The sequence below is a fragment of the Micromonospora sp. AB353 genome (assembly GCF_049538395.1).
Lineage (GTDB): Bacteria > Actinomycetota > Actinomycetes > Mycobacteriales > Micromonosporaceae > Micromonospora > Micromonospora aurantiaca.
Map to the genome: position 1 here is coordinate 36677 of NZ_JBMVFV010000006.1, position 25304 is coordinate 61980.

General features: G+C 73.1%; 21 protein-coding genes. 12 read left to right on the forward strand and 9 right to left on the reverse strand.

Annotated elements, in window-relative coordinates; all coding sequences use genetic code 11:
• Window positions 1–104: 104 nt before the first annotated feature.
• The 3 genes from clpB to ACPCK6_RS04835 form a co-directional block, all read right to left on the reverse strand.
• Window positions 105–2696 carry an ATP-dependent chaperone ClpB gene (clpB, locus tag ACPCK6_RS04825; protein ID WP_423480440.1) on the reverse strand — a complete coding sequence of 864 codons (2592 nt, stop codon included), beginning with the start codon at window positions 2694–2696 and terminating at the stop codon, window positions 105–107.
• A gap of 157 nt (window positions 2697–2853) precedes the next feature.
• Window positions 2854–3108 carry a hypothetical protein gene (locus tag ACPCK6_RS04830; RefSeq protein WP_120572377.1) on the reverse strand — a complete coding sequence of 85 codons (255 nt, stop codon included), beginning with the start codon at window positions 3106–3108 and terminating at the stop codon, window positions 2854–2856.
• Entirely contained in the window at window positions 3105–3422 is a 318-nt protein-coding gene (locus ACPCK6_RS04835; protein WP_423480441.1) for a DivIVA domain-containing protein, read from the reverse strand. Before ACPCK6_RS04835 ends, ACPCK6_RS04830 begins: the two co-directional genes overlap by 4 nt.
• Window positions 3423–3675: 253 nt before the next feature.
• On the opposite strand from ACPCK6_RS04835, the gene ACPCK6_RS04840 reads away from it, so the two are divergent.
• The 4 genes from ACPCK6_RS04840 (at window position 3676) to ACPCK6_RS04855 (ending at window position 6291) form a co-directional block, all read left to right on the forward strand.
• Window positions 3676–3906, forward strand: a complete 231-nt coding sequence (locus ACPCK6_RS04840; protein ID WP_120572379.1) for a winged helix-turn-helix domain-containing protein — start codon at window positions 3676–3678, stop codon at window positions 3904–3906.
• 68 nt (window positions 3907–3974) lie between these two features.
• Window positions 3975–4475: a cation:proton antiporter regulatory subunit gene (locus ACPCK6_RS04845; RefSeq protein WP_013283371.1), complete on the forward strand. Its 501-nt coding sequence runs from the start codon at window positions 3975–3977 to the stop codon at window positions 4473–4475.
• 5 nt (window positions 4476–4480) lie between these two features.
• Window positions 4481–5698 (forward strand): cation:proton antiporter, encoded by a 1218-nt coding sequence (locus ACPCK6_RS04850; RefSeq protein ID WP_396881710.1) that lies wholly within the window; start codon window positions 4481–4483, stop codon window positions 5696–5698.
• Window positions 5699–5862: 164 nt separating this feature from the next.
• Window positions 5863–6291 carry a hypothetical protein gene (locus tag ACPCK6_RS04855; RefSeq protein WP_135242700.1) on the forward strand — a complete coding sequence of 143 codons (429 nt, stop codon included), beginning with the start codon at window positions 5863–5865 and terminating at the stop codon, window positions 6289–6291.
• Between the two features lie 196 nt (window positions 6292–6487).
• Here ACPCK6_RS04855 and ACPCK6_RS04860 read toward each other — a convergent pair whose 3' ends face one another.
• The 5 genes from ACPCK6_RS04860 to dnaK form a co-directional block, all read right to left on the reverse strand.
• Entirely contained in the window at window positions 6488–6694 is a 207-nt protein-coding gene (locus ACPCK6_RS04860) for a hypothetical protein (RefSeq protein ID WP_013283368.1), read from the reverse strand.
• A gap of 177 nt (window positions 6695–6871) precedes the next feature.
• Complete coding sequence (locus tag ACPCK6_RS04865) at window positions 6872–7312, reverse strand: heat shock protein transcriptional repressor HspR (RefSeq protein WP_120572381.1); 441 nt, start codon at window positions 7310–7312, stop codon at window positions 6872–6874.
• Window positions 7313–7336: 24 nt separating this feature from the next.
• Window positions 7337–8524, reverse strand: a complete 1188-nt coding sequence (gene dnaJ, locus ACPCK6_RS04870; protein WP_396881711.1) for a molecular chaperone DnaJ — start codon at window positions 8522–8524, stop codon at window positions 7337–7339.
• Between the two features lie 79 nt (window positions 8525–8603).
• The gene (gene grpE / locus ACPCK6_RS04875; protein ID WP_396881712.1) at window positions 8604–9341 is read right to left on the reverse strand and encodes a nucleotide exchange factor GrpE; all 738 of its coding nucleotides are present in this window, start codon (window positions 9339–9341) and stop codon (window positions 8604–8606) included.
• Between the two features lie 48 nt (window positions 9342–9389).
• Window positions 9390–11258 carry a molecular chaperone DnaK gene (dnaK, locus tag ACPCK6_RS04880; protein WP_423480442.1) on the reverse strand — a complete coding sequence of 623 codons (1869 nt, stop codon included), beginning with the start codon at window positions 11256–11258 and terminating at the stop codon, window positions 9390–9392.
• Window positions 11259–11468: 210 nt separating this feature from the next.
• Between dnaK and ACPCK6_RS04885 the strand changes: the two genes are divergently transcribed.
• From ACPCK6_RS04885 to ACPCK6_RS04895, 3 genes are all read left to right on the forward strand, one after another.
• Window positions 11469–13286 carry a GTPase family protein gene (locus ACPCK6_RS04885; RefSeq protein ID WP_423480443.1) on the forward strand — a complete coding sequence of 606 codons (1818 nt, stop codon included), beginning with the start codon at window positions 11469–11471 and terminating at the stop codon, window positions 13284–13286.
• Window positions 13287–13422: 136 nt separating this feature from the next.
• On the forward strand, window positions 13423–15081 hold the full coding sequence (locus ACPCK6_RS04890) for a GTPase (protein ID WP_423480492.1): 1659 nt from the start codon (window positions 13423–13425) through the stop codon (window positions 15079–15081).
• Window positions 15082–15133: 52 nt separating this feature from the next.
• Window positions 15134–16360, forward strand: coding sequence for a hypothetical protein (locus tag ACPCK6_RS04895; RefSeq protein WP_423480444.1), 1227 nt, complete (start codon window positions 15134–15136; stop codon window positions 16358–16360).
• Window positions 16361–16754: 394 nt separating this feature from the next.
• Here the strand turns inward: ACPCK6_RS04895 and ACPCK6_RS04900 are convergent, their stop codons facing one another.
• Entirely contained in the window at window positions 16755–17513 is a 759-nt protein-coding gene (locus ACPCK6_RS04900; protein ID WP_423480445.1) for a hypothetical protein, read from the reverse strand.
• A 485-nt stretch (window positions 17514–17998) separates the two neighbouring features.
• Between ACPCK6_RS04900 and pdhA the strand changes: the two genes are divergently transcribed.
• The 5 genes from pdhA (at window position 17999) to ACPCK6_RS04925 (ending at window position 25198) form a co-directional block, all read left to right on the forward strand.
• On the forward strand, window positions 17999–19177 hold the full coding sequence (gene pdhA, locus ACPCK6_RS04905; RefSeq protein ID WP_013473399.1) for a pyruvate dehydrogenase (acetyl-transferring) E1 component subunit alpha: 1179 nt from the start codon (window positions 17999–18001) through the stop codon (window positions 19175–19177).
• On the forward strand, window positions 19177–20166 hold the full coding sequence (locus tag ACPCK6_RS04910; RefSeq protein ID WP_030269708.1) for an alpha-ketoacid dehydrogenase subunit beta: 990 nt from the start codon (window positions 19177–19179) through the stop codon (window positions 20164–20166). The genes pdhA and ACPCK6_RS04910 overlap by 1 nt, the downstream gene beginning before the upstream one ends.
• 5 nt (window positions 20167–20171) lie before the next feature.
• Window positions 20172–21635 carry a dihydrolipoamide acetyltransferase family protein gene (locus ACPCK6_RS04915; RefSeq protein WP_423480493.1) on the forward strand — a complete coding sequence of 488 codons (1464 nt, stop codon included), beginning with the start codon at window positions 20172–20174 and terminating at the stop codon, window positions 21633–21635.
• A 224-nt stretch (window positions 21636–21859) separates the two neighbouring features.
• Window positions 21860–21997 (forward strand): hypothetical protein, encoded by a 138-nt coding sequence (locus ACPCK6_RS04920; protein ID WP_013283356.1) that lies wholly within the window; start codon window positions 21860–21862, stop codon window positions 21995–21997.
• Window positions 21998–22345: 348 nt separating this feature from the next.
• Window positions 22346–25198 (forward strand): LppU/SCO3897 family protein, encoded by a 2853-nt coding sequence (locus ACPCK6_RS04925; RefSeq protein ID WP_423480446.1) that lies wholly within the window; start codon window positions 22346–22348, stop codon window positions 25196–25198.
• Window positions 25199–25304: the final 106 nt, after the last annotated feature.

Consider the following 25304-nt stretch of genomic DNA (forward strand, 5'->3'; position numbering starts at 1 on the left):
TTGTTAACACCCACGGCACGCAGCACCCACGGCACGCCTGCCGGCGCGGCCGGGAACGGCGAAGGCCCGGCCGGGACGGCCGGGCCTTCGCGGGGTGGTACGGGTCAGGCGGCGGTGACCGCCAGGGACTCCTTGGAGTCGGACAGGTCGACGCGGACCGTGTCGCCGTCGCGGATCTCACCGGCCAGCAGCGCCTTGGCGAGCTGGTCGCCGATCGCCGACTGCACCAGCCGGCGCAGCGGGCGGGCGCCGTAGATCGGGTCGTACCCGTGCTCGGCCAGCCACGTGCGGGCCGCGTCGGTGATCTCCAGGCCCAGCCGGCGGTCCGCAAGACGGGTTCGCATCCGGTCGAGCTGGATGTCCACGATCGACCGCAGGTCCTCGCCCTGGAGCGCGGCGAACACCACGATGTCGTCGAGCCGATTGAGGAACTCCGGCTTGAAGTGCGACCGGACCACCGCGAGCACACCCTCCCGGCGCTCGTTCTCGGTGAGCGTCAGGTCGCTGATCACCGACGAGCCCAGGTTCGAGGTGAGGATCAGGATCGCGTTGCGGAAGTCCACGGTACGGCCCTGACCGTCGGTGAGCCGGCCGTCGTCGAGCACCTGGAGCAGCACGTCGAAGACGTCGGGGTGGGCCTTCTCCACCTCGTCCAGCAAAATCACCGAGTACGGCCGGCGGCGTACCGCCTCGGTGAGCTGGCCGCCCTCCTCGTAGCCGACGTACCCGGGCGGGGCACCGACCAGGCGGGCCACCGAGTGCTTCTCGCCGTACTCGCTCATGTCGATGCGGACCATGGCCCGCTCGTCGTCGAAGAGGAACTCGGCGAGCGCCTTTGCCAGCTCGGTCTTGCCGACACCGGTCGGGCCGAGGAACAGGAAGCTGCCGGTCGGGCGGTCCGGGTCGGCGACGCCGGCCCGGGCGCGGCGTACCGCGTCGGAGACAGCGCCCACCGCCTCGGCCTGGCCGACCACGCGGGCCCGCAGCGACTCCTCCATCCGCAGCAGCTTGGCGGTCTCGCCTTCGAGCAGCCGCCCGGCGGGGATGCCGGTCCAGGAGGCGACCACGGCGGCGATGTCGTCCGCGCCGACCTCCTCCTTGAGCATCGCGCCGTCGGCCTGGAGCCGGGCCAGTTCCTCCTCGGCCTGCTTCAGCTCGGTCCGCAGCGCGGGGATCCGGCCGTACCGCAGCTCGGCGGCGCGTTCCAGCTCGCCGTCGCGCTCGGCCCGCTCGGCCTCGCCGCCGAGGCGCTCCAGCTCCTCCTTGGCGGTGGAGAGCTTGGTGATGTGGCTCTTCTCGGTCTGCCAGCGCTCGGACAGCGCGGTGAGCTGCTCGCGCTTGTCGGCCAGCTCCTTGCGCAGCCGCTCCAGGCGCTCGGCGGACGCGGCGTCCGGCTCCTTCGCCAGCGCCATCTCCTCGATCTCCAGCCGGCGTACCGCCCGCTCGATCTCGTCCACCTCGACCGGGCGCGAGTCGATCTCCATGCGCAGCCGGGACGCGGACTCGTCGACCAGGTCGATCGCCTTGTCCGGCAGGAACCGGTCGGTGATGTACCGGTCGGAGAGCGCGGCGGCGGCGACCAGCGCGGCGTCGGTGATCCGTACGCCGTGGTGCACCTCGTAGCGCTCCTTGAGCCCACGCAGGATGCCGATGGTGTCCTCGATGGTCGGCTCGCCGACCAGCACCGGCTGGAAGCGGCGCTCCAGGGCCGGGTCCTTCTCGATGTGCTCGCGGTACTCGTCGAGCGTGGTCGCGCCGACCATCCGCAGCTCACCGCGCGCCAGCATCGGCTTGAGCATGTTGCCGGCGTCCATGGAGCCCTCGCCCTTGCCGGCGCCGACCACGGTGTGCAGTTCGTCGAGGAACGTGATGACCTGGCCGTCGGAGTTCTTGATCTCCTCCAGCACGGACTTCAGCCGCTCCTCGAACTGACCGCGGTACGACGCGCCGGCGACCATCGCGCCGAGGTCGAGCGAGACGAGCTTCTTGTCCCGCAGCGACTCCGGCACGTCGCCGGCCACGATGCGCTGGGCCAGGCCCTCCACGATCGCGGTCTTGCCGACGCCCGGCTCGCCGATCAGCACCGGGTTGTTCTTGGTACGCCGGGACAGCACCTGGATCACCCGGCGGATCTCCGAGTCCCGGCCGATCACCGGGTCGATCTTGCCGTCGCGGGCGCTGGCGGTGAGATCCACGCCGTACTTGGCGAGGGCCTGGTAGGTCTGCTCCGGGTCGGCGGTGGTGACCCGGCGGTCGCCGCCCCGGACGGTCGGGAACGCGGCGACCAGGTTCTCCTCGGTGGCGCCGGAGTTCTTCAGCGCGACCGAGACCGCGCCGCCGACCCGGGCCAGCCCGGCCAGCAGGTGCTCGGTGGAGGTGTACTCGTCGCCCAGCGGCCGCGCGATCTGCTCGGCGGCGCCGATGGCGTTGACGAACTCGCGGGCCAGGGTCGGCTCGGCGATGCTCGACCCGCGGGCGGCGGGCAGCGCGTCGACCGACCGCTGGGCGACGCGGCGCAGCTCGGCGGGGTCGGCCCCGACGGCGCGCAGCAGGCCCGCGGCGGTCGAGCCTTCGGTGTCCAGCAGTGACAGCAGCAGGTGCCAGGGCTCCACGGTGGCGTGACCGCGCTGGTTCGCCAGCGCGACGGCACCGGTGATGGCCTCGCGGCTCTTGGTGGTGAGACGTTCCGTGTTCATGGGCTCCCCCGGATCGGCGTGTCCACTGGACATGACACAACCAGAGTTGAGTCTATTCCGCTCAAGTCCACCCCTGTGACCTGAGTCACTGCCCGCTGCCGCGCGAGTAGATCTTGGTAGCAAACGGCCCCTCCAGGGGCCCTTTCGTACCAAGATCTCAGCGACGTGGAAGGCGCGCGAGGCAAGGAGTCTCGTGGTCGGCGCGCAGCACGCAACGCCGGCCGCCGTCCAGCTTGCGGTCGCAGAACACCCAGTGGCGTACGGCCTGGTCGTCCTCGGCCGAGACGGTGATCCCGCCCAGCTCCACCACCGCGAGGAACGCCAACGACCGCCCGGCGGTGCGACCGAGCATCTTCGCCCGGGCCAGGTCAGCCGCACGCACCGGCAGATGGATCACGTACCGCCCGGTCACGGCCGCCCGGCCAGGTCGCGCATCGACGGGGCCTGCCGGGACTGCCACTCACGCAACGCACCCTTGATCCGCGCCGTCTCGTCCCGGCTCCGGGCGACTTCGGCGTACGCGGCGGCGAGATCCCCGGCGACGCGATCGAGGAACGCGGCGACCTCGGCGGGGTCCAGCCCTCGACGGCACGTCGTGAAGCGGCGGCCCCGCACCTGCCAGGGCCGCAGCGGAAGGTACGACGCGGAGCGGTAGGCGCCGACCGGCGCGGAGTTGGGCGGGCCCGCCTTCCGCCGCTTCGGACGTATTCGCAGGAGATTGCGCACGACGCTGCCCCTTCTTCCAGGCCAAAGGAGACGGGTGAGGCGACACGACTGGCCGCGCACGACCAGTCGCGCCGACCACGGGTGCCAACCGGAGGGCCGGTTTGCCTACCAGGCGTTCTGCCGAAGGCATCCGCACGAGGAACATACAATGCAAAGCATTGCATGACAAGGAGTGAGCATGCTTAGCACGCGAAGTGTTGGCTGACCGGTCCGACTCGTGGGAAGATCTTGGGGCCTACCAGGAGTTGCCGCCATGCCCCGAGTTTCGGATCGTCAGAGAATCGCGCAGGACATCAGAGACAAGATCGCTTCGGGTGAGTACGGCCCTGGCGACAAACTCCCCTCCCTGCGTGAGCTGATCGCGCACTACCAGGTGTCCGCGGAGCCGGTCCGCTCGGCGCTGTTGATCCTTCAAGCCGAAGGTCTGGTCGAGGGGCATCAGGGCAAGGGCACCTATGTCACCGCTCGCGACGACGCCCCCTGATCCCGCACCACCGGGCGCCCGATCCACCCCGGACGCGGCAGGTGCGCGCCGGGAGTAGCCTCACCGGCGTGCGAGTACGTGTCGAACAGACCGCCCTGCCCGGGATCGGCGTACGTCATGATCTGATGACGGAGTCCGGCCGCCGGCTCGGCGTGGTCTCCCACCGCAATGGCCGTCGCGACCTGGTCCTCTACGACCCGGACGATCCCGACTCCTGCCAACACGACATACCCCTGACCGACGACGAGGCGGAGGCGCTCGCCGACATCCTCGGCGCGTCGCTGATGCTGGGTCAGCTCTCCGGTCTGCGCGAGCAGGCCGCCGGGCTGCTGACCGAGCAGATCGCCATGCCGGCGGGGTCGAAGTACGTCGGCAGGCGGCTCGCGGACACCAAGGCACGCACCCGGACCAGCGCGTCGATCGTGGCCGTGCTGCGTCAGGGCGCCGTGAACGTCTCGCCCGATCCCACCTTCCGGTTCGAAGCCGGCGATGTGGTCGTCGTGGTCGGTACCCGTCAGGGGCTCGACGGCGTGACCGCGATCCTCGCCGAGACCGATCCGGACGGCTGACGCGTATGCACGAAACCACAATCCTGCTCATCGAGGTCGGTGCGCTGCTGCTCCTGCTCGGCCTGCTCGGCCGGCTGAGCCGTCGCTTCGGCGTCTCGCCCATCCCGCTGTACCTGCTCGCCGGCCTGGCGTTCGGGCACGGTGGGCTGCTGCCGCTCAACGCCAGCGAGGAGTTCTTCGCGGTCGGCGCGGAGATCGGCGTGATCCTGCTGCTGGTCATGCTCGGCCTGGAGTACAGCGCCAACGAACTGGTGGGCAACCTCCGGTCCGCCGCGCCGGCCGGCGTGATCGACGCGGTGTTCAACGCGCTGCCCGGGTTCGCCTTCGCGCTCCTGCTCGGCTGGGGCTGGGTGGCGGCGGTGGTGCTCGCGGGCGTCACGTGGGTGTCGTCGTCCGGCGTGATCGCCAAGGTGCTCGGTGACCTGGGCCGGGTCGGTAACCGGGAGACGCCGGTGATCCTGTCCGTCCTGGTGATCGAGGACCTGGCGATGGCCCTCTATCTTCCGCTGGTCACCGCGCTGCTCGCCGGGGTCGGCCTGATGAAGGGCGGCATCGCGCTCGCCATCGCGGTGTTCACCGTCGTCGTGGTGCTGGCCGTGGCGATCCGGTACGGCCACCTGATCTCCGCCGCGCTCTCCGCCAAGGATCCGGAGGCGCTGCTGCTCGGGGTGCTCGGCCTGACCCTGCTGGTGGCGGGCGTCGCGGCCAAGCTCCAGGTGTCGGCGGCGGTCGGCGCGTTCCTGGTGGGCATCGCGTTGTCCGGGCCGGTGGCGCACCACGCCACCGAGCTGCTCTCCCCGCTGCGTGACCTGTTCGCCGCGGTCTTCTTCGTGTTCTTCGGGCTGGTCACCAACCCGCTGGACATGCCGCCGGTGCTGCTGCCCGCGCTGCTGCTCGCCGTGGTGACCATGGCGACGAAGGTGGCGACCGGCTACCTGGCCGCCCGCCGGGTCGGGATCGCCGAGCCCGGACGCTGGCGGGCCGGCCTGGCGCTGACCCCGCGCGGCGAGTTCTCCATCGTCATCGCCGGGCTGGCCGTCGCGGCCGTCTACCCGGTGGAGCCGAAGCTCGCCGCGCTCGCCACCGCGTACGTGTTGATCACGGTGGTGACCGGGCCGCTGCTGGCCCGGCTGCCCGACACCCGGTGGTTCAAGCAGTGGCTGCGCACCCGCGCCGCCGCCGCACGGCCGCCGGCGCCACTGCCCCTGGGCTCCGGCGACTGACCGGTGCCGGGCCGGATCAGCCGAGGGCAGATCCGGCCCGGCGTTGTCAAATTGATCCCGGGAAGGTCTACCCCTGCTCCGTCCGACCGCGTTAACGTTTCGGCCCAGCAGCCAGGGTCCGCGGGTGGCCTGCGCCCCCGCCAGCGCAAGCGGAAGGTCGGCCGGTGAGCGTGCAGGAAGAGACGTTCCGCGGCTTCGCCAACCCGGTCGATCCCTCGCCCGCCGAGCTTCGGTCGTGGGCGTATCAGCCGGATTCGGTGCCGCTGACCTCGATGCCGCCGGACTGGGATCTGCTGGTCGCCGGTGACCACCTGGTGCAGACGCTGTTCGATCTGGCGATGGACCAGGGCTGCCCGGCGCGGCGGTTCGCGCTGCACTGCCTCTACATCTACGCCGCCGACGGCATCCGGACGAACTTCCGCGCCCACCCCAAGCGCCGGTTCCGCAAGCTGGTCGAGCAGGCCGAGAAGTCCGGCGACGACCTGATGCGCAACTGGGCGCACAACAGCCGGGTGCTGCTCGCCCGGCCGGACCTCTTCGTCTACCGGGACTGGTGCGAGGGCGGCCTGGTCCGCGAGAACCGCCGCCTCTGACGCCGGGATCAGGCGTAGCCCAGCCACCTCGACCGACCGTCCTGGTCGATCATGAACTTGGCGGTGTTTGGTGTCCGGTTTGTCGCCGCCAACTTCATGATCGACCGCGAGGGCGGGTGCGTGGTCCCGCTCGCCCCTCGGGACACGAACGGGCCGGGATCCCCCGTGGATCCCGGCCCGCACGTCGGCAGATCGTCTAGGTCGACCCGCCCTGCTTCTTGCGCCGCTCGTCGTCCCGCGCCCGGTCCACACCGTGGTCCGTCTGGTCGGCGAAGCGCCCTTCCTTGACCTTGTCGCTGAAGCGTCCCTCGGTGACCCGGTCGAACCGCTCGCGGACGTTCTCGGCCACCTTCTCCAGCCGTTCCTCCGCGCGCTCGGCCACCTTCTTCGCCGGTTCCGTCATGGCTCCCCCCGCCAGCCCGGAGTCCGCTATGAGGCTTTTTGCCCCTGCGGAAAGCCTAGTCGACCCCGCTCTGCCGTACCCCGGCTTTCCCCGACCCGGGCGGGCGAACCGCCCGGGGAACGACGAAGGCCGGCGCGGCCCCGGGGGAGCGGGGCGCGCCGGCCTTCCGGTACGAGGTCAGCGGTCGGGAGCGCGGCGCGGACGCCAGACGACGAGCGCGGTGGACGTGCGGTTGGTGGGCACCAGGTCACCGCGGGGGAAGCCGCCGAGTGACTCCAGCTCGGCGATCCGCCGGTACGCGGCGTCCAGTTCCGCCTCCAGCCGGGCCACCCGCTGCTGCGCCTCTTCGAGCAGCCGCTCCAACCCGATGATCCGCTTGACCCCGGCCAGGTTGATCCCGTCGTCCTGGCTGAGCCGCTGCACCTCGCGGAGCAGCACCACGTCCCGGACGCTGTACCGGCGACCGCCGCCGGACGCCCGCCCGGCCTGCACCAGGCCCAGCCGGTCGTACTGGCGCAGCGTCTGGGGGTGCATCCCCGCCATCCGCGCGGCCACCGAGATCATCAAGACCTTGGCCTCGTAGGCCGGGTCACCCGAGCCGACGTACTCCTCCGACATGCCCGCTCACCTCCGGTGCCGCCGTCAACTGAATCGACGTACCCGCGCGTCGAGATGTTCCCGCGCGGCGGGCGGAGTCTGCGCCGCGAAGGTCTCCAGCGCCGCCCGCGCCTCGTCCGAGACCTTCGCCGGGACCACCACGTCGAGCGTGACCAGCAGGTCACCGGCGCGGCCGTCCTTGCGTACGACGCCCTTGCCGCGGGCACGCAGCACCCGCCCGCTGGGCGTACCCGGTGGCACCCGCAGGGTCACCGTCCCGTCCAGGGTCGGCACGCGCAGGTCCGTGCCGAGAACCGCCTCGGCGTACGTGATCGGGACGGTCAGGGTCAGGTCGTCCCCGGTGCGCCCGAACAGCTCGTCCGGGCGGACCTTCACCTGCACGAACAGGTCGCCCGCCGGACCGCCCCGCTCGCCGGGCTCACCCCGGCCGGCCAGGCGGATCCGCTGCCCGTCGGCCACCCCGGCGGGGAAGCGCACGTGGAGCGTGCGGGTCTTGGTGACACCGCCGGTGCCGTGGCACTCCGGGCACTTCTCCTCGACGACGGTGCCGACGCCCTGGCAGTTGCGGCACGGCTCGGAGAAGCTGAACGACCCCTGGTTGCGGGTCGTCACGCCGGCGCCGTGGCAGACCGGGCAGGCCACCGGCTGGGTGCCGGGCTTCGCGCCGTTGCCGTGGCAGGTGTCGCAGACGCCTGGTGCGCGCAGCGTCAGCGGCAGCGTGACGCCGCGTACCGCGTCGTCGAAGTCGAGCGCCACCTCGGTCTCGACGTCCCGGCCGCGGGCCGGGCCGCGCGGACGCGCCGGGCCACCGCCGCCCCCGCCACCGGAGAAGATCGAGCTGAACAGGTCGGTGAAGCCGCCGCCGCTGAACCGGTTGTCGCCACCCCCGGCGCCGCCGCCGAACAGGTCGGAGACGTCGAACGGCATGCCGCCCGGCTGGCCCGCGCCGCGGGCGCTGCGCCGGAAGGCGCCGGAGCCGAACAGCGAGCGCATCTCGTCGTACTCGCGGCGCTTCTTCTCGTCACCGAGCACCGCGTACGCCTCGGAGACGGTCTTGAACCGCTCCTCGGCACCGGTGTCGCCGGGGTTGTGGTCCGGGTGCGACTCCCGGGCCAACTTGCGGTACGCCTTCTTGATCTCGTCCGAGGAGGCGGACTTGTCCACGCCCAACGCGGCGTAGTAGTCCTTCTCGATCCAGTCCTTGGAACTCACCGGTCCACCCCCTTCCACGGGTCGAACCCCGGTCGCCCCGCCCGCCCGGTGCGGGCGGGCGGGACGTCACGGGTCGGCACTACTCCGGGTCCGCGACCGCGACCATGGCGGGCCGCAGCAGCCGCTCGCCCAGCTGGTAACCACGGCGCATGACCTGTACGCAGGTCGGCTCCGTCACGTCGGCGGAGGTCTGGTGCGCCACCGCCTCGTGCCGGGTCGGGTCGAACGGGTCGCCCTTCTCGCCGAACGCGGTCAGGCCGAACTTGGCCAGCGCGCCGGTGAGCTGCTCGGCCACACTGCCGAACGGGCCCACCAGGTCGCCGTGCTCGCGGGCCCGGTCCAGGTCGTCGAGGATCGGCAGCAGCGCGGTGAGCACCGCCCCGGTGGCCTGCTCCTGCACCAGGTTGCGGTCCCGGTCGACCCGCTTGCGGTAGTTGGCGTACTCCGCAGTCACCCGCTGGAGGTCGCGGGTGCGCTCCTCCAGGTCGGTGCGGAGCGACTCCAGCTCGGCGCCGAGCGGCGTGTCCGTGCCGGTCCCGCCGTTCGGCTCGGCGGGCGAGTCGACCACGGCCGGACCGCTGACCTCGGCCTCGCCGCCGATCTCGTCGACCACGACCTCGGCCTCCTCGACCAGCCCTTCGGCGGGCGCGTCGGCGGCCGCGTCGGCCGCCGAGGCGTCGTTCGCCGGCTGCTCGGTCACCTTGCCGAGCTTGCGCTTGTCGCGGATGACGACCCGGGGTTCGTCGCCGGTGTCCTTGCCGGCACCCGGCGCCGACCCGGTGGCACCCGGGTCGGCCGCTCGTGGCTTGTCCGTCATGCGGTTACCTCATCCCTCTGCCGTGCGAATCGTGTCCGGGACCGGATGTCACTTCTTGTCCTCGTCCACGATCTCCGCGTCGACCACGTCGTCGTCGCCACCGGCCTTCGGGCCACCGGCCGCACCGGCACCGGCGCCGGCACCCGACCCGGCCGCACCCGGTGCGGTCTGCTCGCCCTCCTGCTGCTGGGCGTAGAGCAGCGAGCCCGCCTGCTGGGAGACCTGCGCCAGCTTCTCGTGCGCGGACTTGATCTTCTCGATGTCCTGCCCGCCGAGGGCGCTGCGCAGCTCGCCGAGCGCCTCGTTGAGCTGGTCGCGGTTCTCGCCGGGCAGCTTGTCGCCACTCTCGGCGAGGAACTTCTCGGTCTGCCACTGGAGCGCCTCGGCCACGTTGCGGGTCTCGGCCTCCTCACGGCGGCGCTTGTCCTCGTCGGCGTGCTCCTCGGCGTCCCGGCGCATGCGCTCGATGTCGTCCTTCGGCAGCGAGGAGCCGCCGGTGATCGTCATCTTCTGCTCCTTGCCGGTGCCCAGATCCTTGGCGTGCACGTTCACGATGCCGTTGGCGTCGATGTCGAACGTGACCTCGATCTGCGGCACGCCGCGCGGGGCCGGCGGGAGACCGGTCAGCTCGAAGGTGCCGAGCTTCTTGTTGTAGGCGGCGATGTCCCGCTCGCCCTGGAACACCTGGATCAGCACCGACGGCTGGTTGTCGTCGGCCGTGGTGAAGACCTCGGAGCGCTTGGTCGGGATGGTGGTGTTGCGCTCGATGAGCTTGGTGAAGATGCCGCCCTTGGTCTCGATGCCCAGGCTCAGCGGAGTCACGTCGAGCAGCAGGACGTCCTTGACCTCGCCCTTGAGCACGCCGGCCTGGAGGGCGGCGCCGACGGCGACGACCTCGTCCGGGTTGACGCCCTTGTTCGGGTCGCGGCCGGTGAGCTGCTTGACCAGGTCGGTCACGGCCGGCATCCGGGTCGAGCCGCCGACCAGGATGACGTGGTCGACGTCGGAGATCTTGATGCCGGCGTCCTTGACGGCCTGCTCGAACGGGCCCTTGCAGCGGTCCAGCAGGTCCTGCGTCATGCGCTGGAACTCGGCGCGGCTGAGCGTCACGTCCAGGTGCAGCGGGCCGGCCGAACCGGCCGTGATGTACGGCAGGTTGATGTTGCTGGTGGTGGCGGCGGACAGCTCGATCTTGGCCTTCTCGGCGGCCTCCTTGAGCCGCTGCATGGCCATCTTGTCCTGCGAGAGGTCGATGCCGTGCTCGCCGCGGAACGTCTTCACCAGGTGGTCGATGATGCGCTGGTCCCAGTCGTCACCACCGAGCTGGTTGTCACCGCTGGTGGACTTGACCTCCACCACGCCCTCGGCCAGCTCCAGCAGCGACACGTCGAAGGTGCCGCCACCGAGGTCGAAGACCAGGACGGTCTGCTCCTTGGAGCCCTTGTCCAGGCCGTACGCCAGGGCCGCCGCGGTCGGCTCGTTCACGATCCGCAGCACGTTGAAGCCGGCGATCTCACCGGCCTCCTTGGTGGCCTGGCGCTGCCCGTCGTTGAAGTAGGCCGGGACGGTGATCACCGCGTCGGTGATCTGCTCGCCCAGGTACGCCTCGGCGTCCCGCTTGAGCTTCATCAGCGTGCGCGCCGAGATCTCCTGCGGGGTGTACTTCTTGCCGTCGATGTCGACGGTCCAGTTGGTGCCGATCTCACGCTTGACCGACCGGATGGTCCGGTCGGGGTTGGTCACCGCCTGGCGCTTGGCGACCTCACCGACGAGCACCTCGCCGTTGCGGGCGAACGCGACGATCGAGGGAGTCGTACGCGAGCCCTCGGCGTTGGCGATGACGGTGGGCTCACCGCCCTCGAGAACGCTGACGCAGGAGTTCGTCGTGCCGAGGTCGATGCCGACCGCACGTGCCATGTTCGCTTCCTCGCTTCGTAACGGGTGAGCAGGTCAGACGGCCTGCCCGGCGGGTCGCCGGTAAGCGACCGCACCATAAGTTGAGTGAACTTGACTCAATAGTGCCACGCGATCGCCAATCCGCAAGTCGGGGTTGAGCCGACCCGGCGCAACCCGACCGTTACTACTGTCCGGTTGTCTTACCTTGCGTCGGTCGGGCACGCTTTAGCGGTGACGACGCATGGCGATTCCGCCACCCGTGCCGGCGCGCCCGCCGTCGCAGCCCGCACCGGGCCCACCACGGGCGACGACCAGCCTGCTCACGCCGCCGACGGCCTGCCCGCCGCGCTCACCGGCCTGCGCGCGGCGATCGACGCGGCCCGCTTTCCGCTCACCCTTCCCTCGGCCGAGCCGGCCCGGCACGCCGCCACCAGCCTCACCGACCAGCTCGACGACTACCTGCTGCCCCGGCTCGCCCGGCTCGACGCCCCGCTCCTGGTGGTCGTCGGCGGCTCCACCGGCGCCGGCAAGTCGACACTCGTCAACAGCCTGGTCCAGGCTCGGGTCAGCGCGGCGGGCGTGCTCCGCCCCACCACCCGCTCCCCGGTGCTGGTGTGCAGCCCGACCGACGCGGCCTGGTTCCGGCAGGGCGAGCTGCTGCCCGGCCTGACCCGTACCACCGAGCCCAGCGAGCAGCCGGGCACCCTGCACCTGGTCACCGCGCCGGCGCTGCCGCCCGGCCTGGCCTTCCTCGACGCGCCCGACATCGACTCGGTGGTCGACGCCAACCGGGCGCTCGCCGGTCAACTGCTCGCCGCCGCCGACCTCTGGCTGTTCGTCACCACCGCCGCCCGGTACGCCGACGCCGTCCCCTGGGAACTGCTGCGCAGCGCCCGCGCCCGGGGCACCGCCGTGGCGATGGTCCTGGACCGGGTCCCCCCGGAGGCCGCCGACGAGGTCGCCGCCCACCTGTCCGAGATGCTCGCCGAGCAGGAACTGGGCGCCTCGCCGCTGTTCGTGCTGCCGGAGACCTGGGTGGACGGGCAGGGGCTGCTGCCGGACCGGATCACCGCGCCGCTGAGCGACTGGTTCGCCCGGCTCGCCGCCGACTCCGAGGCCCGCGCCGCGGTGGTCCGGCAGACGCTCGACGGCGCGCTGGCCGCGCTGCACCCGGTGGTGGAGGCGCTGGCCGAGGCCGCCGACGAGCAGGTGAGCGCCGCCGACGCGCTGGACGAGCGGGTCCAGGCCGCGTACCGGAGCGCGGAGCGCAGCGTCGACCAGGGGCTCAGGGACGGCCGGCTGCTGCGCGGCGAGGTGCTGGCGCGCTGGCAGGAGTTCATCGGCACCGGCGACTTCTTCCGCGGGCTGGAGGCCCGCATCGGGCGGCTGCGCGACCGGGTGGTCAAGGCGGTCACCGGGCGGCCCGCTCCGGCCGCGGAACTGCGTACCGCGATCGAGTCCCAGCTCGTCACGCTGCTGCGCGGGGTGGCCGCCGAGGCGGCGGAGAACGCGTACACCGGTTGGAAGGCGCACCCGGCGGGTGCGGCGCTGCTGGAGCCGGACCTGGCCCACCCCTCGGCGGACCTGCCGGAGCGGGCCGAGCAGTTGGTCCGCGACTGGCAGCGCGGCGTGCTGGAGCTGGTCCGGGTCGAGGGCGGCGACCGGCGGTTCGTGGCCCGGACGGCCGCGTACGCGGTGAACGCCACCGGCCTCGCCGTCATGATCGGCGTGTTCGCCTCCACCGCGTTCATCCCCACCGGCCTGGAGGTGGCTGCGGGCACCGGTACGGCGGTGGCCGGGCAGACGGTGCTTCAGGCGATCTTCGGCGACCAGGCGGTCCGCAACCTGGCCCGCAAGGCCCGCGTCGACCTGCTCGACCGGGTCGGCAAGCTGCTGGCCGAGGAGGCCGAGCGCTACCTGAGCCGCACCGAGGCCGAGCGTCCCGCCGCCAACGCCGGTGCGGCGCTGCGCTGGGCCGCCGTCGAGGTCGAGCGGGCCCGGCACCGCAGCGGCCTGTTCCCGAGCATCGAGCAGGACGGTCGCCCGTGAGCGCGAGGAGTGAGCCGATCTTGCGAGCCCCGCAGTCGCGAGCAGAGAGCGGCCCCGTGAGCGCGAGGAGTGAGCCGGGTCTGCGAGCCCCGCAGTCGCGAGCAAGGACGGAACCGTGAGCAACATCGTGGGACGGATGCGCGAGGCGATGCGGGGTGAGCAGCGGGTCGACCCGGACACCCTGATCGAACGGCTCACCGCGATCCAGCGGTTCCTCGGTGCGGTGGACGGCCACGTACCCGACGCCCAGCTCGTCGCCGCGCACACGGTGGTCGAGCGCGCCGGTGACCGGCTCGCGCTCTCCGGCCGCCACACCGTGGTCGCGCTCGCCGGCGCGACCGGCAGCGGCAAGTCGAGCCTGTTCAACTCGCTGGCCCGGCTGGACCTCTCGCCGGTGGGCGTACGCCGGCCCACGACGGGTGTCGCGCACGCCTGCGTGTGGGGTCCGCTCGACGGCGCGGTCCGCCTGCTCGACTGGGTCGGCGTGCTGCCCCGGCACCGGTTCGTGCGGGAGAGCCCGCTGGACGCCGACGACGAGTCCGGGCTGCACGGCCTCGTCCTGCTCGACCTGCCCGACTTCGACTCGGTGCAGCACGGCCACCGGCTGGAGGTGGACCGCCTGCTCGGCCTGGTCGACCTCGTGGTCTGGGTGGTCGACCCGCAGAAGTACGCCGACCGCGTGATCCACACCAGCTACCTGCGCGAGTTCCACAGGCACAAGGACGTCACCGTCGTGGTGCTCAACCAGGCCGACCGGCTGCACCCGACCGAGCTGCCGAAGGTCCTCGACGACCTGCGCCGGCTGCTCGACGCCGACGGGCTGGGCGGGGTGCCGCTGCTGCCGACCGTCGCGGTGGACCCGAACGGGCTGGAGGGGCTGCGGACCGAGCTGGAGCGTACGGTCGCCGAACGGCAGGCCGCGCTGCGCCGGCTCTCCGGCGACGTGGACGCCGTGGTGGCCGATCTCGAACCGCTCGTGGGGCCGGAACCGCCGCGCACCCGGCCCGGTGACGCCTCGGCGCAGGAGCTGACGCGGGCACTCGCGGGGGCGGCCGGGGTGCCGACAGTGGCGGCGGCGGTCGAGGGCGCGTACCGGCACCGGGCGGTCGGCAACACCGGCTGGCCGCTGCTGCGGAGCTGGCGCAAGCTGCGGCCGGATCCGCTGCGCCGGTTGCACCTGGCCGGGCGGGATCCGGACGCGCCGGCGGAGAGCCTGGTCGCTGCCACCTCCGTACCCGATCCGACAGCCGCGCAGCGCTCCGCCGTCACGCTGGCGATCCGCGCGGTGGCCGAGCGGTCCGCGAGCGGCCTGCCGGCGCCGTGGCCGGCCGCGGTGACCGCCGCGGCCCGGGCCCGGCAGGCCGACCTGCCGGGCGCGCTCGACCACGCGGTCGCCGCGACCGACCTGGGCATGGACCGGCGGCCCGCGTGGTGGCGGGTGGTCGGCGCCCTCCAGTGGGTGGTCACCCTCGCCGCGCTGGCCGGCCTGGTCTGGCTGCTCGTCGGGTACGCGGTGCGCCTGCTCGGCCTGCCGCCGCTGGAGCACCCGGCGCTCGGCGTGGTGCCCTGGCCCACGGTCCTGCTGCTCGGCGGCCTGCTGGCCGGGCTGCTGATCGCGGCGCTGACCCGGCCGGTCATCGGGTGGGCGGCCCGGCGGGCCCGGGCGCGGGCCGAGCAACGCCTGCTCACGTCGGTGGGCAGCGTCTCCGAGAAGTACGTGCTGGACCCGGTCTGGGCGGTGCTGGCGCGCTACGGCACGGCCCGGGACGCGCTGCGCGAGGCGGGACGGCGCTGAACCCGGCGTGCTGACCGGTGTGGGGGCGGCCGGTGCGGCGTAGGGTCGATGCATGGCCACGCCACAGACCCCCTACGACGCGGTGCTGCACGCCGCGCGCGACGTGACGAGGCTCGACTCGGCCCTGGACGCGGAGATGCTCGGCGCCGCGTTGCTGGGCAGCGTCTACGCCGTCGCGGAGCACGACCGGGAGCAGGCCGTCCGCGAGTTCGTCGGCGGCTTCCTCGCCGCCACGTCCCGGCGCCGCAGCGCCGCCGCGACCACACTGCGAGCCGTCTTCGCCGCGCTGGTGCCCGACGCCGAGGGCGCCGCCCGGGTCCGGCCCGGGGCGTACGCCCCGTCGTGGGCCGGCCAGCTCGGCCGGGTACGCGTCACCGGCGCCTGGGCGTACGGCGACGTGTACGGCGACCAGACCTCCTACCTCGCCACGTTCGCGTACGACGACGAGGAGGAGGGCGGCCCGGAGCACGCCCTGGTCGCCCTCGTCGACCACAACATCGGCATCACCAAGGACGTCTTCGTCGGCGGCCCGGCCGGACGGATCGTCGAGCAGGCCCGGGAGATCTGCACCGAGGACGAGTTCACCTGGTTCCGCACCGAGGATCCGGCCCGGATGCACGCCGAGGTGAGCCGCCACCTGGCGGTCACCGACGACCTCACCGAGCTGCCCGCACAGGGCTCGCTGGCCACCGACCGGGCGCTCGTGGGTGCCCGGCTGGCCGTACTCCCGGGGCCGACCCCGCCGGCCGGTCCGGCGGTCGTGCCGCCGCCCACCGACGAGGAGCGCACCCGCCTGGTGCGCGCCTTCCTCGACTCACCCGAGGCGACCCGGTTCGGGCTGCCCGAGGTGGCCGACGGCGAGCTGGCCTCGCTGCACTTCTGCCTCGGCCTGCTGCTCGACCACGCGGCCAGCTTCCCGGATGCCGACCCGATGCGGTGGAGTCCGATGGTGGCCGAGCTGTTCCTGCTCGACTGGGTGCACCGCCGGGCCGTGCTGGACATGGACGACGCGGCGATGCTGCCCCGGGTGCTGCGCGCCTGGGCGGCGTACGCGGCCCGGCAGCGCGGGCTGTCGCAGCCGGCCGCCGCCCGGACGGACGAGGCGATCACCGAGATGGTCCCGGAGTTCGCGCGGCTCTACAGCACCGGTGAGCGGCGCAGCCCGGCCACCGCGGCGGTGGCCCAGCTCATGGCGGACGGGGTGGACCCGGACGACCCGGAGGCGCTGAACGCCTGGATCGAGGCGAACCGCCACCGCCTCACCGACGACCCGGCCTAGGCATTCCCGTTCGCATGATCGGCACCACGTCGGCGAGGTGGCGGCATCAGACCGCCCGGAACCACACCATCAACCCGGAGTGGTGCCGATCATGCGAGAACCGACTCGCTCCTCGCTTGATCCACACCAGCTCGGCGAAGTGGCGGCATCAGGCCGGCCGGAACCACACCACCACGCCGTAATGGTGTCGATCATGCGCCCGCCTGTGTTCCGACCACCCCGCCCCGACACGAGTGGGGCATGCCCCCCGACCCCTCGTTGATCCACACCACCTCGCCGAGGTGGCGGCATCGAGCCGGCCGGAACCACACCAACCCCGTTGATCCACACCAGCTCGGCGAAGTGGGTGCATCGGGGCAGCCGGGACTGCACCACTACGCCGGAGTGGTGTCGATCATGAGGTGTGGGAAACCGACGGGCTGGCCGGGCCGGACGGGTCGGCAGGGCCGGACGGGTCGGCAGGACCGGACGGGTCGGCAGGACCGGACGGGTCTGGTGGACCGGACGTACCCGATGGGCCGGAGGGCTCGGACGTCGGTTCCGACGAGGGCTCGGAGGTGGGCGTCGGCTCGGCCGTCGTGACCGACGGCTCGGGGCTCGGGCTCGGCTCGGGCGTCGGCGTGGCCGGGTCCGACGGCGAGTGCGACGGCGACGGTGAGGGCACCGGCGACGGGCGCGGCGGGCGGACCGGGGTGGGCCGGACCGGCGCGGCCGGCGGCGGGGGCGCGGCGACCGGGCGGGACCGGTGCCGGGAGCCGAGGTCGCTGTCGTCGGGCAGGGCCGGCGCCGCCGGGAGCGCCGGCCGTGCCGGGGGCACCGATGTCACGTCGACGGCGGGCGTGGACGGCGCCGGGGCCTGGGTGCCCTGGGGCATCGGGATGACCACCGGGCCGACCGAGGGCGTCGGCAGGAACGGGGTGCTGGTGTCGGGGAGGGCGCTGTTGCCGACGGTGGCGGATCCGGTGCTGATCGCGGCGAGGATCGGCATCGACGCGGTGCCGGCGAGCAACGCCACGGTGAGCAGGTAGCCACGGCTGGGACCGCCGGTTCCGGTGGCGCGGTGGGCGCCCACGACCCGGCGGTACGGGGAGGCGGGCAGTGCCCGGTGCCGGCCGAGGAAGGGCGTACCGGGCGGACCCTCTGGTTCGGACACCGGCACACTCCTCACGCACGGACGGACGAAGAGCACGCGCGGATATTCGGACAAATGCCGCGCAACAGCTCACCGCAAGCTTGACCCAGTGACGCTCAGTTCACCAGCCGCAACCGCGTGTCGACACACATTTTGTACGTCGCCCGCATCCACCACTGCGGACAAAAGCGCTTATCCGTCGTGAACCAGATCGAACCTCACCGGCGAGGGAGGCCATACTGTGGGCCCGCTCACCTCCTCTGCAATCATTCAGACACGACGGCAACGCAGCCGCCACCTCCGCGTACCCCGCGGCTGGTGCGGAACGGCGCCGGCGCTCCCGGGCCTGGGTCTGTCCCCGACCGACTCCGGCTCACGCCGCGCGGCAACCCCTACCGGGGTCAGGCGCGGTCGCCAGGGACCGACCCGGCACCAGCCGGGCGGGCGCACGAGGTGCTCGGCTCGGGTAACCCCCGGCGCCGGCGCAGACAGACAGGGAGAGACGGATGGCAAAGGGCGACCCCGGGGCCGCCACCCGCAGCAAGCGGGCCGCACCCCGCACCAGACGCGCCGCCGCGACCGGTGAACCGGAACTCGTACAACTGCTGACCCCCGAGGGTGAGCGGATCGAGAGCGCGCTCGGCCCGGACGGGACCGAGTACCGCGTCGACTTCACCGACGAGGAGTACCGCGGGCTGTACCGCGACCTCGTGCTGGTCCGCAAGCTGGACGCCGAGGCCACCGCGCTGCAGCGCCAGGGCGAGCTGGGACTGTGGGCCAGTCTGCTGGGCCAGGAGGCCGCGCAGGTCGGCTCCGGCCGGGCACTGCGTACGCAGGACATGGCCTTCCCGACGTACCGCGAGCACGGCGTGCTCTACTGCCGCGGCATCGACCCGATCATGCCGCTGGGCCTGTTCCGCGGCGTCGACCAGGGCGGCTGGGATCCGAACGAGTTCAAGTTCAACATGTACACGATCGTGATCGGGGCGCAGACCCTGCACGCGACCGGGTACGCCATGGGTGTCGCCATGGACGGCAAGACCGGCGGCGAGGACGGCGAGGCGGTCATCGCCTACTTCGGCGACGGCGCCACCAGCCAGGGCGACGTCAACGAGTCGTTCGTCTGGGCCAGCGTCTTCAACGCCCCGCTGGTGTTCTTCTGCCAGAACAACCAGTACGCCATCTCCGAGCCGCTGGAGCGGCAGACCCGGGTGCCGCTGTACCGGCGGGCCGGCGGGTTCGGCTTCCCCGGCGTCCGGGTGGACGGCAACGACGTGCTCGCGTCGTACGCGGTGACCCGGCACGCGCTGGACAACGCGCGCAACGGCCAGGGCCCGAGCCTGATCGAGGCGTACACCTACCGGATGGGCGCGCACACCACCTCCGACGACCCGACCCGCTACCGCATCGCCAGCGAGGTCGAGGCGTGGCAGGCGAAGGATCCGATCGCCCGGATGAAGGCGTTCCTGACCAAGCAGAAGATCGCCGACGAGTCGTTCTTCACCGCTGTCGACGAGCAGGCCCGCACCGAGTCGGTGCACCTGCGTGAGCGCGTGCTCGCCATGCCCGACCCGCAGCCGGTGACCATGTTCGACCACGTCTACCCCAACGGCTCTCCCGAACTGGACGAGCAGCGGGCCCGGTTCACGCAGTACATGGAGTCCTTCGAGGGGAGCGCGCACTGATGGCCACGGAGACGCTCACCCTCGGCAAGGCGCTCAACACCGGCCTGCGGCGGGCCCTGGAGAACGACCCCAAGGTCGTCATCATGGGCGAGGACGTCGGCAAGCTCGGCGGCGTGTTCCGGATCACCGACGGCCTCCAGAAGGACTTCGGTGACCAGCGCGTGATCGACACCCCGCTGGCCGAGTCCGGCATCATCGGCACCGCCGTCGGCCTCGCCATCCGCGGTTTCCGGCCGGTCTGCGAGATCCAGTTCGACGGCTTCGTCTACCCCGCGTACGACCAGATCGTGTCGCAGGTGGCGAAGATGCACTACCGCTCGCAGGGCAAGGTGCGGATCCCGATGGTCATCCGCATCCCGTTCGGCGGCGGCATCGGGGCGGTCGAGCACCACTCCGAGTCGCCCGAGGCGTACTTCGCGCACACCGCCGGCCTCAAGGTGGTGAGCTGCGCGAACCCGCAGGACGCGTACGTGATGATCCAGCAGGCGATCGCGTCGGACGACCCGATCGTGTTCCTGGAGCCGAAGCGGCGCTACTGGGAGAAGGGTCCGGTGGACCTGGACGCGCCGATCGCCGACGCGTACCCGCTGCACTCGGCCCGGGTCGCGCGGCCCGGCACCGACGCGACGGTGCTGGCGTACGGCCCGATGGTCCGCACCGCGCTCGACGCGGCCACCGCCGCCGCCGAGGACGGCCGCGAGCTGGAGGTCATCGACCTGCGGACGATCTCGCCGCTGGACCTGACCGCCGCGTACGAGTCGGTGCGGCGCACCGGCCGCTGCGTAGTGGTGCACGAGGCCCCGGGCAACCTGGGTCTCGGGTCGGAGATCGCGGCCCGGATCACCGAGGAGTGCTTCTACTCCCTGGAGTCCCCGGTGCTGCGGGTGACCGGCTTCGACACCCCCTACCCGGCCGCCCGCGTGGAGGAGGAGTACCTGCCCGACCTGGACCGGGTGCTCGACGCCGTCGACCGCACGTTCGGCTGGTGAGCGGCATGTCCCGGATCAAGGAGTTCAACCTTCCCGACCTGGGCGAGGGCCTGACCGAGGGCGAGATCCTCGCCTGGCTGGTCAAGGTCGGCGACGACATCGAGCTGAACCAGCCGATCGTCGAGGTGGAGACCGCCAAGGCGGCGGTCGAGATCCCGGCGAAGTGGGCCGGCCGAGTGCAGGCGATCTTCCACCCGGAGGGGTCGACTGTCGAGGTCGGCGTGCCGATCATCGCGATCGACACCGACCCGAACGCCGGGCCGATCGAGGAGTCGACGACCGCGACCCCCGCGTCGGACCTGCCCGCGCCGTCGGCGGCGTCGCTCGCCGCGGTCCAGGTCGCGCCGGCCGAGGGCATGGTCGAGCCGGGCCTGATCGGTGGTGTGGCCCCGGGTGGGCGTACCGCCGTGCTGGTCGGCTACGGCCCGCGCAACGCCCCGGCCAAGCGCCGTCCCCGCAAGGGCGACGCGCCGGCGGCGGCACCGGCTCAGGCCGCCGCTCCGGTGGCACCCGCGCCTGTCGCGCCTGCGCCGGTGGCGCCCGCTCCGGCGGTCAACGGCAACGGACGGGTCTCCGGTCCGGTGCTGGCCAAGCCGCCGGTCCGCAAGCTGGCGAAGGATCTCGGCATCGACCTGGCCACGCTCACCGGCTCGGGTCCGCTCGGCTCGATCAGCCGTGAGGACGTACAGCGGGCGGCGAGCGCGACCCCGGCGGCGGCCGAGCCGCTGACGGTCGCGGCACCGGCCGCGTCGGCCGCGAGCTTCGGCGCGGACCGCGAGCAGCGCATCCCGGTCAAGGGGGTACGCAAGCTCACCGCGGAGAACATGGCCCGCTCGGCGTTCACCGCCCCGCACGTGACGGAGTTCCTGACCGTCGACGTGACCCGGGCGATGAAGGCGCTGGACCGGCTGCGTGACCGGCGCGAGTGGCGGGACGTGCGCGTCTCGCCGCTGCTGCTGGTCGCCAAGGCGGTGCTCCTGGCAGTCAAGCGGCACCCGATGGTCAACTCGACCTGGGCCGGCGACGAGATCGTGGTGAAGGAGTACGTCAACCTCGGCATCGCGGCGGCCACCGAGCGCGGCCTGATCGTGCCGAACATCAAGGACGCCGGGCGGCTCTCGCTGCGCGAGCTGGCGGACGCGATGACGGAACTGGTGCAGACCGCCAAGTCGGGCAAGACGTCCCCGGCGGACATGTCCGGCGGCACGCTCACCATCACCAACGTCGGCGTCTTCGGCGTCGACACCGGTACGCCGATCCTGCCCCCGGGCGAGTCGGCGATCCTCGCCTTCGGCGCGGTACGGGAGCAGCCGTGGGTGCACAAGGGCAAGGTGAAGCCGCGCCTGGTGACCACGCTGGGTCTGTCCTTCGATCACCGGATCATCGACGGTGAGCTGGGCTCGAAGTTCCTCCGCGACATCGGGGACTTCCTGGCCGACCCGGAGGCGGCGCTGCTCGCCTGGACCTGACGGACCACCGCTCCGGTCACGGCCGGTGTGCCACGGGTGAACGCCCGGCACACCGGCCGTGGCCGTTGTGGGAACGGAATCATAGGATTCAGGGGCGGATGGACCTACGATCCGTAGGTACGTGGTTCAGCTCACCTAATAATCGATGGCAATGACGGGCTCGGTGCGCTTAAATAGAGACATCAAGGGGCTGACAACCGAATAGCCAGGAGGAGAGACCCAAGATGAGCATGATCGAGCGAATCCGCACCCGCCGCGACGCCAACCGCCGCGCCCGCGCCATCGAGCACGCGCTGCGTTCCGCCAACTCGCCCGCGGTCCGCGAGGAGCTTCTCGCCATCGCCCAGCGTCACATGAGCTGACGCCACAGACCTTTCTCACCTCCTCCAGTCCGAAGACCCGCCCGACTCCGGGCGGGTCTTCGGCGTACCGGCATCGGTCGGCACCGGGATTCCACCTCGCTTCACCGCCCGGTACGGTTGGCACGGTCGCCAACCGGCTGACTCCGGACGGACACGAGGCAGTGAAACCCATCGACGTCGTCCGGTGACTTTCGGTGACCGCTGATGCTCCCCCGAGCGGCCTCGGGCGACCACCGGATACGGTGCGGGGAGCCCGCACGGCCGGTACCCGCCGGCGACGCCGGTAGTCGTGCCGACGGTTCTCCCGACCGGCATCGGCGGCCGACCTGTGATGGAGGAGGCGCACCCATGACGTCCGAGGCTCCGCACCGCCCCGGCCAGGAGCCGGGCGAGGTGTCGCCGGGCACCGGCGGACCGGTGCCGTACGGCGATCAGCCGGCGCAGCAGGACAACGGGTACAACGGCGCACCCGACCTCGGCTGGGCACCGCCCCCGCCGGCCGGTCGGCCCGCGCAGCCGGCCCCGGCCTGGGCCGCGAACGACGACCAGCCACCCGCGTGGGCCCCGCCCGCCGGGCAGCCGGTGACCGGGCGGGCGACCGCCCAGGTCCCGCAGCCCGCCTGGGGCGGCAACGACCAGGGCAACCCCGCCTGGTCCGGCTCCGGTGGCCCCGCCTGGGGCAACCAGGAACAGCCCGGCCCTGATCGCGGCGCCGAGCAGGCGCCGCCCGCCTGGGCCGCCACGCCGCCGGGCAGCCCGGCCGAGCCGTCGCAGGCCCCCTGGGCCGCCGCCGAGCAGAACCGTCAGGGATGGAACGCCGGCGAGCAGCAGCAGGGCTGGTCGCCGTCCGGTGACCCGGCCGCCCGCGGCACCGGTTACGTGCCCGCCCCGGCCACCGTGCCGAACGAGACCTGGGTCACGCCCGCCCCCGCTGACGACCCGCACCGCTCCGGCGGTTTCGCGCCCACCGGCGGGCAGCACGAGGACGCCTCCGGTCGTGCCGGTGGCTGGGCCTCCGCGCAGCAGCAGCAGCAGGACGACCCGAACCGCTCCGGCGGCTGGGCCCCGCGCGACGAGCAGCCCGCCACGTCCGACGACCCGAACCGCTCGGGCGGCTGGAACCCGCGGGAGAGCCAGCCGGCCTGGGCGCCGGGTCAGCAGACCGGCGCCACCTGGCCGCCGGCCGACCCGCCCGCCCGGGCCGCCGCATCGGTCTCGGTGCCTGGCGCCACCCGGCCGGACAACGCCTGGTCCACTCCGGAGCAGTCCGATCAGGACAACCGCTCGGCCGAGGACAGCGGCGGCTGGCGCGCGACCGGCGGTCCGCAGCACGACGAGGGACAGCGTTCCGGTGGCTGGCCCGCCCCGCAGGCCGAGAACCGGTCCGGCGGCTGGGACGAGCCCGCCCGCGCGGAGGACCCGGACCGCTCGGGCGGCTGGGCCGCCGGGCGCGCCGCGAACCCCGCCGAGGCGGCACAGCCGGGCGGCTGGGAGCCGAACCAGGGCCGGCAGTCCGGCGGCTGGGGTGACGGCGCCGCCGTACCGCAGCAGCGTGACGGCGGTGAGCAGGGCGGCGCTTGGAGCGGCGCGGCGTCCGTACCGCAGCAGCACGAGCCCGCGCGGCCGGCGGACGAGCCCGCGCAGCCCGCCTGGGGCGCCGCCGCGCCGGCCGAGGCCCGCGCGAGCGTGTCCGTGCCGTCGTCCGACGCGCCCGCCGGCTGGGGCGGCAACCAGGACGAGCGTCCGGCCGCGCCGGCGCCCGAGCCGTGGCCGCAGGCCGAGGCGTGGGGCCGGTCCGAGGACTCCGCCCCGGCCTACCAGCCCGCGCCCGCGCCGGGCATCTCCCCCGGCAACGCGGTGCCGCTGCCGGCACAGCAGCAGCGGGTGCCGGGCGCCGCGTTGGCCGCGTCGTCGCCCGCCGACCACCCGGGCACCGAACCCCAGGGGTACGAGCCGGAGCGCGGCGACGGCGGCTGGAACGCGTCCCGCCCGGAAGAGCCGCAGTCGCCGGCCGTGCCCGGGCCGCGTACCTCCCCGGAGGGCGGCCCGGTCTCGGCGAGCGCGTCGGTGCCGGTGGCCAGCCGGGTCACCCCGCCGTCCGACCAGCCGCTACCGACCGGCGGCCCCACGCCGCAGCCCCGCGTGTACGGCCGGCCCGCCCGCCCGGAGCCCGAGGACGCCCCCGAGCAGGACGAGTCCCGGTTCCCCGGCCAGGACGGGCCGCACGGCAACGGCTTCCCCGGCCCGCAGTCGCGGTCCGAGGACGCCGACGGCCCGCACGGGTACGCCGGAGCGCCCTCCTCGCCCGCCGCGCCGCCGTCGTTCCCGGTGGGTGTGCCGTCCTTCGTGGACCCGCCCGGAAACACCCGCCCCGCAAACGGCGTGCACCCGGGCGGCGAGCAGCCCGACGCCTCCCGTGACCCGTTCGGCGGCCCGCAGAGCCCGTACGGCGCTCCCGGCGGCCAGGACGCGTTCAGCGGCCCGGGTGGCCGGCCGGACCCGTTCGGGCGCCCGGGCGGCCAGCCCGAGCCCTTCGGCGCGCAGGGTGGTCAGCAGGACCCGTTCGGTGGCCCCGGCGGTCAGCAGGATCCGTTCGGTGGCCCCGGCGGTCAGCAGGATCCGTTCGGTGGGCAGCAGGCGCCGTTCGGCAGCCCGGCCGGGCGGCCCGAGCCGTTCGGTGAGCCGGACCGGTTCGGCCCGTCCGCCGGGGGACGCGCCTCGGTCGCGGTGCCCGGCCAGGGCCCGGCGGGCCCGAACGCCTTCCCGCCGCCCCAGCAGGCACCGCCGGCCTGGGCGCAGGACGGTCCCGGCGCCGAGCCGGAGCAGGGCCGTTTCGACGCGTTCAAGCCGGACGCCGCCGAGTCGCAGACCGAGGCACCCCCGCCGAAGGTCCGCAACGGCCGGGTGCTCGCCGCAGTGCTGATCGCGGCGGTGCTCATCCTCGCCGTACCGCTGGGTCTGCTCACGCTGCTCGGCAAGGTCGGCGGCGACAAGTCCGCGGGCTTCGACCCGGCGGTCGGCTCCTGCGTGAAGCAGTCCGGCACGAGCGCCGTGGCCGCCGACTGCGGCGAGCCTGGTGCGTTCAGCGTGGTGTCGAAGGTGGACAACAAGGACAAGTGCGCCGATCTGTCGCAGCCCTCGGTCTCGGTCGAGGGCGGCGGGACCACCCGGGTGCTCTGCCTGAAGCCCGCCGGCCAGTAACCGCACGTACGCGGAGCGTCCACCCCTTGACGGGTGGGCGCTCCGCGCCGTTCCGGTGTGCGTCTGTTCACCAGGGGATCGTCGCGAGCGCGCCCGGCCGGTGCGG

Coding starts and splice junctions, on each gene's coding strand:
- clpB (WP_423480440.1), bottom strand. CDS start 2,696: ATGAACACGGAACGTCTCACCACCAAGAGCCGCGAGGCCATCACCGGT.
- ACPCK6_RS04840 (WP_120572379.1), top strand. CDS start 3,676: ATGCCCCGAGTTTCGGATCGTCAGAGAATCGCGCAGGACATCAGAGAC.
- ACPCK6_RS04850 (WP_396881710.1), top strand. CDS start 4,481: ATGCACGAAACCACAATCCTGCTCATCGAGGTCGGTGCGCTGCTGCTC.
- ACPCK6_RS04860 (WP_013283368.1), bottom strand. CDS start 6,694: ATGACGGAACCGGCGAAGAAGGTGGCCGAGCGCGCGGAGGAACGGCTG.
- ACPCK6_RS04865 (WP_120572381.1), bottom strand. CDS start 7,312: ATGTCGGAGGAGTACGTCGGCTCGGGTGACCCGGCCTACGAGGCCAAG.
- grpE (WP_396881712.1), bottom strand. CDS start 9,341: ATGACGGACAAGCCACGAGCGGCCGACCCGGGTGCCACCGGGTCGGCG.
- dnaK (WP_423480442.1), bottom strand. CDS start 11,258: ATGGCACGTGCGGTCGGCATCGACCTCGGCACGACGAACTCCTGCGTC.
- ACPCK6_RS04890 (WP_423480492.1), top strand. CDS start 13,423: ATGCGCGAGGCGATGCGGGGTGAGCAGCGGGTCGACCCGGACACCCTG.
- ACPCK6_RS04895 (WP_423480444.1), top strand. CDS start 15,134: ATGGCCACGCCACAGACCCCCTACGACGCGGTGCTGCACGCCGCGCGC.
- pdhA (WP_013473399.1), top strand. CDS start 17,999: ATGGCAAAGGGCGACCCCGGGGCCGCCACCCGCAGCAAGCGGGCCGCA.
- ACPCK6_RS04910 (WP_030269708.1), top strand. CDS start 19,177: ATGGCCACGGAGACGCTCACCCTCGGCAAGGCGCTCAACACCGGCCTG.
- ACPCK6_RS04915 (WP_423480493.1), top strand. CDS start 20,172: ATGTCCCGGATCAAGGAGTTCAACCTTCCCGACCTGGGCGAGGGCCTG.
- ACPCK6_RS04920 (WP_013283356.1), top strand. CDS start 21,860: ATGAGCATGATCGAGCGAATCCGCACCCGCCGCGACGCCAACCGCCGC.
- ACPCK6_RS04925 (WP_423480446.1), top strand. CDS start 22,346: ATGACGTCCGAGGCTCCGCACCGCCCCGGCCAGGAGCCGGGCGAGGTG.